This is a genomic window from bacterium, from assembly GCA_024224155.1.
GTDB lineage: Bacteria > Acidobacteriota > Thermoanaerobaculia > Multivoradales > JAHEKO01 > CALZIK01.
The window spans coordinates 1-3279 of the sequence record JAAENP010000529.1 but is presented as its reverse complement, the minus strand read 5'-3'; the positions used below and the strand labels follow the sequence as shown (position 1 = coordinate 3279).

The window sequence follows — 3279 nt, the reverse complement described above, 5'->3', positions numbered from 1 at the left end:
GGCCCGGTGGGGTAGTCATCGGGCTGGGTGGCGAACAGCCAGGACTGGATCTCCGGGGCTGCCAGGCCGAAGGTGATGTCGTAGAAGGGCGGCACGAAGTAGCCGTCGGGGAAGCTGGCCAGGAAGGCGGCCCACTCCGGTGAGACGAGGCTCTGGGCGAGCAGGTCCTTGTAGAGCATTGTGGACAGCACGCAGCTTCTCACCCGACGTCTATCGGCCGCCAGCTGGGTGGAGACCTCGCCGCCGTAGCCTTCGCCCAGGAGGTCGATCCGAGGCACCCAGCGAAAGAACCGGATGTAGCGCAGCAGGATCTTCATGGGCTCGATCTGGGTCCGGAAGTCGATGTTGCTGCCGTCGGCCGGCTTGTAGCTATTGCCGGTGCCGACGTAGTCGGGCGTGAAGGCGAAGAAGCCCCGCCGCGCCACCATCTCGGTACCGTTGTAACCCTCGAACGGGACGCTCCAGAAGGTGCCCTTGAACTCGGGTCCGGTGAGCATCAGCGCGGCCCGGCGCGGAAAGCGGAACCACGACCTCAGGGTGAAGTGCTCGGTCACGTAGAGAGTCTGCCCGTCTCCGATGGGCACCCAGTGCTCGAGGGTATGGACGGTGTCGAGAATGTCCGGCAGGCTCTTGCCCGGCTGCGCCAGCAGGTTGCGGAGCTCAGCCGACTCGAAGAACGCTACCGCCGGGTCGACGACGTCTTCGAACCCCGCGCCGTCGAGTCGCAGGCCCCGTGCCGCTCCGGTTTCCGCGGCGAGCGGCGGAACCAAGGTGATGAAGACCGTGTCCTTGCGGCAAGCGTGCGTGACGGCTGGTGAGGCTGCCGGTAGCGTTGGTTGTCTAACCGCCTACCGACGGAGGACAGCCGATGAAGCAAGGATCCCGCCGCCCGTCCCGCGACATCCTGAGTGACGTTCAGAGTCAGTTCGAGCGCTGGCGCCAGAGTCGGAAACGAGGCACCCGTATCCCTGAGGCGTTGTGGCAAGCGGCGGCCGAAGCCGCTGGAGAGCTTGGCGTCTCGAAGACGGCCCAGGCTCTGGGCCTGGACTACTACGGGCTGAAGAAGCGCCTGGAGCCGACCGTGGAGGTCGCGGAGTCGGAGCCAGCTGCCGGACGAGAGTTCTTGGAGATTCCGCTGTTCGCCTCTGCTGCGGACTGCGTGCTCGAAATGGTTGACGCTGATGGGGCTCGTCTGCGGGTCGAGTTGAGAGGTTCGGCCGCTGCGCACTGCGAGGCGCTGGCTCAGGCCTTGTGGAGCGTGGCGCGATGATTCAGGTGGCGCCGCAGATGCGTGTGCTGGTCGCGATCGAGCCCGCGGATTTCCGCAAGGGCATCGATGGTTTGGCCAGGCTGGCTCGCGATGAGCTGGCTCACGATCCGTTCTCCGGCTGCCTGTTCGTGTTCCGCAACCGCAAGGCCACGGCGGTGAAGATCCTGGTCTATGACGGTCAGGGTTTCTGGCTCTGCTACAAGCGCCTGTCCACGGGGCGGTTCCGCTTCTGGCCGTCAGGGCAGAAGCTGCGGGCGCTGGAAGCCCACGAGCTGCAGGTGTTGCTTTCGGCTGGCGATTTCTCAGCGGCGGCGGCTGCGCCGCCGTGGCGCCGCCTACATTGATGCCTTTGAAGGGGAAAATTCTACCCCCAGGGAGTTGCGTTCCACATTTTCGTTCGGTATGCTGTCTTCACCATGGAAGTGAAGCTGAGGTACCGAGGTCGCGAGGTCACGGACGATGACATCACGTTCATCGCGGCACTCATCGCCAAGAACCCTGGCGCGAGCCGGCGAGCGCTGTCGAAGCTGCTGTGCGAGGCTTGGGACTGGAGACAGGCCAACGGCGAGTTGCGTGACATGGTCTGTCGCGGCCTGATGCTCAAGTTGCATCGCGCCGAGCTCATCGAGCTGCCCCCCGTGCGTTTCGTTCCACGCAACAATGTGGTCGCTCGGCGCAAGCCTCAGAGAGTCTTGATCGATCGTACGCCGCTGTGCACGAGTCGTCTGAAGGAGATTCGACCGCTGGAGATCCTCCAGGTCCGGCGCACGAGGGAAGAGGCGTTCTACGATGGCCTGATCGAGGAGTATCACTACCTTGGCTACACCCGTCCGGTAGGTGAGCACCTGAAGTACCTGATCGTGACGTCGAATCGGCCGGTGGCTTGCATGGCGTGGGGTTCCGCGCCGCGTCATCTAGGTCCCCGTGATCGTTTCATCGGTTGGCCGGCAGAGGCACGGCGCCGCAACATTCGCTATCTGGCCTACAACACCCGTTTCCTGATCCTTCCCTGGGTGGAAGTGCCACATCTGGCGTCGCACCTTCTGGGTCGCATGGCGCGGGTGCTTTCGGCGGACTGGGAGCGGGTTTATAGCCACCCGATCTACTACCTCGAGACCTTCGTGGATCCGAGGCGTTTCCGTGGCACCTGCTACCTCGCGGCCAACTGGACCGCCTTGGGTCAGACCACAGGCATCGGCCATAACGCGCCGACGAACAAGGTGACCCAACCGAAGAAGGAAGTGTTGGGCTACCCGCTGCGGAAAGATTTTCGCGAACTGCTGGCGGCACCATGAAAAAGCGCAAGCCAGAGCTCATCGAGTTGGATGCCGCCGAATTGAGAGCGATCGTCGACCTCACCAAGGCATCTGCCCTGAATGCGAAGGATCACGAGAAGCTCAAAGCCACCATCGAGACTTGTCTCTGGATGATGGCCGAGCTGGAGAAGAAGAACGTGCGACTCGCGCACCTCCGCAAAGCCCTTTCCATCAACACGAAGAAGACCGAGAAGACCAGCGAGGTGCTCAAAGGGGCGACTGGCACAGAGCCACCGCAGGACACCGACGAAGAGAGAAGCGGCGAGAAGCCGGAGAAGAAGAAAAAGAAGCCAAAGGGGCACGGTCGTAACGGCGCCGACGCCTATGAGGGCGCCGAGAAGATCGAAGTCCCCCACGAGTCGCTGAGGCCAGGTGACGCTTGCCCAGCGTGCGAGCAGGGCAAGGTCTATGGCCTGCGCACTCCGCGTAAGCTGGTACGCGTCAGAGGCCAGGCGCCGCTTCAGGCGACGGTCTACAAGCTTGCGAGACTACGCTGTAATCTCTGCGGCGAAGTGTTCGGAGCCAAGGCGCCAGCGGGTATCGGGGAGGAGAAGTACGACGCGACCTCGGCGAGCATGATTGGACTCTTGAAGTACGGCAGCGGGCTGCCCTTCAACCGACTGGAAAGGCTGGAAGGAAATCTCGGGATTCCTCTTCCAGCCTCGACCCAGTGGGGCATCGTCAGAGATGCTG

The 3279-nt window shown here is 63.2% G+C and carries 5 protein-coding genes; 4 read left to right on the top strand and 1 reads right to left on the bottom strand.

Annotation, left to right across the window (positions count from 1 at the left end; genetic code table 11):
* Positions 1 to 770, bottom strand: a 770-nt coding sequence (locus GY769_24830) for a hypothetical protein (GenBank protein MCP4205148.1), incomplete at its 3' end; no start/stop codon positions are given.
* Positions 771 to 868: 98 nt separating this feature from the next.
* Between GY769_24830 and GY769_24825 the strand changes: the two genes are divergently transcribed.
* The 4 genes from GY769_24825 to GY769_24810 all read left to right on the top strand — a co-directional run.
* Complete coding sequence (locus tag GY769_24825) at positions 869 to 1270, top strand: hypothetical protein (protein ID MCP4205147.1); 402 nt, start codon at positions 869 to 871, stop codon at positions 1268 to 1270.
* A complete protein-coding gene (gene tnpB / locus GY769_24820; protein ID MCP4205146.1) occupies positions 1267 to 1614 on the top strand; it encodes an IS66 family insertion sequence element accessory protein TnpB in 348 nt (115 codons plus the stop codon). The genes GY769_24825 and tnpB overlap by 4 nt, the downstream gene beginning before the upstream one ends.
* Before the next feature lie 72 nt (positions 1615 to 1686).
* Positions 1687 to 2565, top strand: coding sequence for a DUF4338 domain-containing protein (locus GY769_24815; protein ID MCP4205145.1), 879 nt, complete (start codon positions 1687 to 1689; stop codon positions 2563 to 2565).
* Positions 2562 to 3279 (top strand): IS66 family transposase (locus tag GY769_24810; protein ID MCP4205144.1); only part of this gene is annotated, 718 nt, incomplete at its 3' end. The genes GY769_24815 and GY769_24810, both read left to right, overlap by 4 nt.

Excerpts from the sequence above, each read along its gene's own strand:
- GY769_24825 (MCP4205147.1), top strand. The coding sequence starts at position 869 with ATGAAGCAAGGATCCCGCCGCCCGTCCCGCGACATCCTGAGTGACGTT.
- tnpB (MCP4205146.1), top strand. The coding sequence starts at position 1,267 with ATGATTCAGGTGGCGCCGCAGATGCGTGTGCTGGTCGCGATCGAGCCC.
- GY769_24815 (MCP4205145.1), top strand. The coding sequence starts at position 1,687 with ATGGAAGTGAAGCTGAGGTACCGAGGTCGCGAGGTCACGGACGATGAC.